This is a genomic window from Vibrio ordalii ATCC 33509 (assembly GCA_000257205.1).
In the GTDB taxonomy this organism is placed as follows: Bacteria; Pseudomonadota; Gammaproteobacteria; order Enterobacterales; family Vibrionaceae; genus Vibrio; species Vibrio ordalii.
The window spans coordinates 1-4,384 of sequence record AEZC01000252.1 but is presented as its reverse complement, the minus strand read 5'-3'; the positions used below and the strand labels follow the sequence as shown (position 1 = coordinate 4,384).

Sequence of the window (4,384 nt, the reverse complement as noted above, 5' to 3'; positions counted from 1 at the left end):
ACGAAAAGAGAGCCCATAAATGAGCTCTCTTTTTATTAGTAACAATAGTCTAAGCTAGTTGCTTGAGATAGGGCGACCATACCAAGGGGAGCGTGAATCCGTCATATCGTACAAGCGATATTGTCGGTTCAGCATTTGCCCACCATCACGTTGAATCGGTAACCAAGATACGGTCACGCGCTGTGTACTCGGCCGAATGGTCATCAAGTCCATAGGAATTGAAACATAAAATCCCTTGGTAAAACTGCCTTCACCAAACTCTTCCGCAGAAAGGTTGGTTTTAGAAATAAACGCCCCGGCAATCACACCACTATCAAACTGTTTAGAAAAATCGACCGACATACCGATATCTTCAGTTAAGTAACGCCCCGCACTGACCTTGAGTAACGTATTGTCGATCAATGACCAAAACTTAGGCTGCCAATAGAGCGTTGCATGGCCTGTTACTGTGCCCGTCTGTACTCGATAGTTTCGACCCGTTTGTGGATCAGAATGCACTTCTTCTTTATACAGACCGAAAGCGGTATCAGGGTCGCGCTGTTTTACATAGTTTCCGTCAATCCCAACCGCCCAATTTTTACCTAATGGACGATAGAGTATTTCGCCGCCGACACCAGCAAACATAGTTTCGAGATACCCTGCGTAGCTTTGACCAAACCAACTTTGGCCGAAAGTATCAAAGTAGGTTAGTTGCAGGCTATCAAGGCGAACGGCATCTTCATAATATTGTCGAGACAAGGTACGAACCCGTTTCAAATCAGTACCATCTGGCGGTACGGTGTACTTGTATTTGTCGTAGTTATCGGCAAGGTTGCCATAAAGGCTGCCAGAGAGTAGCCAATGATCTCGTGTCTGTACGCTAGCATTAGCACTAACACCAAGCGCGTACAAATAAAAGTCTTCAGAGCCACCAAAAGACTGCTGCAACACAGGCGATAACCCAAATTGCCACGCATCATACTGCTGCGCTTTTACTTCGCCATTGATCGCGACAGGGTTACCACGCGCACTGGCATCGGTGATGTGAGCGTTAGGGTAATCACGGTCAGCAACGCGGGCAAACGCATTCGCTTTTATTCTGGTTTCAGTGAGAGGCTGATTATTGGCCGTCTCGATGATGCGATACGTCTGTGCATCAATGCCTTGATTCGCCAGCAGCAATGCGGCGCGTTCATGCGCTTCTTTGCGATCGCGATACTTATATTGTTCAGCTTCGATCGTGAGGGTGGCATCATCTTGGTACAAAGTCGCTTGTTTATAACCGGCGATTACATCAAGGTCATGAAGCAGCGTTTGCCATTCAGCATCGTCTAACTCATGTGATTTCGTTTGCGGAACATAACTGGGTTTGGGTTCATCAACCCATACCGGTTGCATGGTCGCCAAGTTCGTACCCAAGGTGATGCCTGCGGTAAAGGTATTACCGCGTTCATAGCTAAGGCGTAAATCGGCCCAATCAGCAAGAGCGTATACCACACCAAAGTTCCACGGTGTTGAAACGGGCATTACTGCATCACCACGGGTGACGGGAAAATCACTGCGGTAATCATTGCCATCGTATTCCACTTTTAGACGCAGTGGTTGCCAAGGTGTTTGGTATTCAACCCCACCAAACAGCGACGTACAACCCGTGAACATCCGTCCAATATCAAATTGGCCGCCTTTACCACTGTAACTACCATCGCGACCGCAATCTGGTGTTGAGGATTTATCACCCGTTAAGTTCGCGTTGTTACCCAAATAACCCCAGCCAACGCCGAGTGTGACATCCAATGGGCCAAAACGTTTACTGGCTGCAATGAATTCGCCATCAAACAAACCTGTACCGCCAACATCACGTAACCCTACCGACACTTCCGGCAGCCAATATCCCTCTTCTAGCAAACGCAGTTTGGCATCAATCGATTTATCCGTGTATTTCGTATCACCGCTAAAGCTGGTATCGCCACTGTAAAGTAGCTCATGCACTTGCGTGTAACGAATCGTCGCTTCTAGCCATGGGAAGAGTTGGAGTGAACTGACGTAATGAATGTAATCATCGTTGTTTGTGACGCTTAAACTGAATTGACCTTCTGGCATCATGCGGGCACTGGGCATCTGTATTAAGCCTGTACCACCAAAATCAGTTTGAGAATGCACCAGCGCTGGGTAGCTGAATTCGTCAGCTTGGCTCGGTAACGCCAAACTAAACGCAATGCAGCACGCCATACAAGTGACGCGAGGTGGTTGAATCGTCGAAGACGAAAGATAACTCAGTTTCATCATGGCAATTGATTTCGCAGCAGTTCAACGACAATGTCGTTCACATTGTGTAGTGAATATTGAGGATAAAGTGACGTCGTTTCGATAGGGAAAGGCACGTAAAGTGTCGCTCCGGGCGCGATATCTTGAAAGTCGTGATTCCAATAGGCGATATCATGCAGTGAGGCGTGACCATCGGGTTGAATCACCCATACTTGCGAGATATCCGCCTCAGCAAGGCCTGCCGAGCGAACATAATGACCCGCATCAGTGCGTGGTTTCCAAGCCATGTCACCAGCTTGTTTAACATTCCCCAAAACTGATACTGTGGTGGGTAACGCATTGAGTGACAGCAGCCATTGACCTTGTAATTTCGGGTTCTGACTGGTAGTGATGCGCGTGATGTCGGGATCAAGCGGAGTAAAAATACGCTGTGCAAAAGCATTCGCGCGTAGCTGCTCTTTCAGCTGACGCCAGCGCTTTTTGTGAGCCGATGTGGCCAAACTTTCTTGATGGGTGATCGCCAGCAGAACCTGCTGCTTTTTTTGATACGGGCTTGTCACATCAAACAAGGCGCTACTTAGCCAATCGATATCGGCAGGTAACTGCGCACTGGCATTTAGCGCATTGATGACTAACTCATCCACTCTTGGTACAGATACAAAAGAGAGGGAGAGGGCCGGTTTCTCTGCGCTTCTCACTTCCACCACACTAGCGGGTGCACTATAGGCCGCCGGTGATAGTGCGCACAATACGCCCAGCAGAAAATGCTTCATTAATGTGGATTTTATTAATGTGGCTTTTGTTAATATAGCTCTTATTAATATAGCTCTTATTAATATAGCTCTTATTAATATAGCTCTTATTAATATAGCTTTTGTTAATGTAGCTTTTGGCACTGATGCGCTCAGTAACGCGCGTTTTTTTAGCCAAACGTGGCGTATTAAGTTGAGCCATAAAATCATCACTTATTCGCTCCTGAGAAAGGTTTAGCAACAATCAGTTCAAAGCGCGCCATGCCGGGAGCTGGCGTTTGTTCGCTAACGACGACTTCGCCACTGCTTGGCTCAAGCCAGTAGTGATTCGTGTAATGTTGGTCAATCGCTAAAATTGTCACATTTTCCACCACATGTAATAAATTTCTAGCGCCCTGTGGCAATACCTTTTGCTCCTCACCTTGTACAACAAAGCGAGATTGAGCGTGATATTGGGTGTGATAGCCCGGCTGCCAACTGATCTCATATTCCCAGTAGCGCGGAGTGCTGGAATCATGCAAACCAATCGCTAGAGGATCAGGCTGCTGCGATCGAATATTGGATAAATTCCCATCCAGCAAATTCACGGTTTTAGTGATTCGCCCTGCCGAGGTAACGATCATCTCATGATTTGCGGATAAATATTTTAAAGCCAGCGGGTTGGATTGAAATTGGCGAGACTCTTTTTCGGCCCAAGCTAATATCATTAATGCTTGAGGGTTATCCCCTTGCTTTACATAAATACTGGCGTAGGGCAACTCATTAATTTTATTTTGCGAGATACTTAATGATTCAGGGCCAAATAGAGCAAGATTTAAAGAATCAGTAAAATATTGAGTGTTTTGTGTACAGCCTGTAATTAGAAAACCGCAACAAATAAATAACGAGTGAATAGCAAACTTCATCATAGGGGCTTAATAAGAAAATTCGTCATTTGAATATTAAAAAAACAACCGCCAATGGCGGTTGTGAATTAAGCAGGCGCTTATTGCGCTGCGGTTACTGTGGTGGTAGTAGAAGTACCTGAATTGCTTGAAGCAACTACTATACCCGCTACTAGTGCGCCACCGATAGCTACAGACGTTGCCGTTACTGTACCTACTGCTTCCGTTGTCGCTGCTGTACCGCCAGCGGCTCCGCCAGTGGTTGACGCGGCTGTTGTTTCTTCAACAGCAGCCATCGCTACGCCACCAAAAGCAAAAGATGCTAATAGTGCGATTGCTGTTTTTTTCATAGTATTCCCCATGAAGTTTAATTACATCGATGTATGCCCAATATAAATTGGGCGTAGCAACAATAAACATTATTGATCCCAATGTAAACAAGTTGCACTCTAGGCGAATCGACTATTTAAGTTGAGATTAAAAAATAACCACTCATTAATTGGT

General features: G+C 46.1%; 4 protein-coding genes and 1 pseudogene. All 5 read right to left on the bottom strand.

From position 1 onward, the window contains the following. Positions 1 to 54 precede the first annotated feature (54 nt). Positions 55 to 2,265 carry a YjbH domain-containing protein gene (locus tag VOR_RS0116365; protein WP_010320763.1) on the bottom strand — a complete coding sequence of 737 codons (2,211 nt, stop codon included), beginning with the start codon at positions 2,263 to 2,265 and terminating at the stop codon, positions 55 to 57. After that, on the bottom strand, positions 2,262 to 3,017 hold the full coding sequence (locus VOR_RS0116360) for a capsule biosynthesis GfcC family protein (RefSeq protein WP_415679759.1): 756 nt from the start codon (positions 3,015 to 3,017) through the stop codon (positions 2,262 to 2,264). Before VOR_RS0116360 ends, VOR_RS0116365 begins: the two co-directional genes overlap by 4 nt. Before the next feature lie 27 nt (positions 3,018 to 3,044). Further along, positions 3,045 to 3,206: pseudogene (locus VOR_RS19295) on the bottom strand (pentapeptide repeat-containing protein); the annotation flags it as partial. Then, positions 3,206 to 3,901: a YjbF family lipoprotein gene (locus VOR_RS0116355; protein ID WP_010320760.1), complete on the bottom strand. Its 696-nt coding sequence runs from the start codon at positions 3,899 to 3,901 to the stop codon at positions 3,206 to 3,208. The pseudogene VOR_RS19295 and the gene VOR_RS0116355, both read right to left, overlap by 1 nt. Before the next feature lie 80 nt (positions 3,902 to 3,981). Then, positions 3,982 to 4,230, bottom strand: a complete 249-nt coding sequence (locus VOR_RS0116350; RefSeq protein WP_010320759.1) for a hypothetical protein — start codon at positions 4,228 to 4,230, stop codon at positions 3,982 to 3,984. Positions 4,231 to 4,384: the final 154 nt, after the last annotated feature.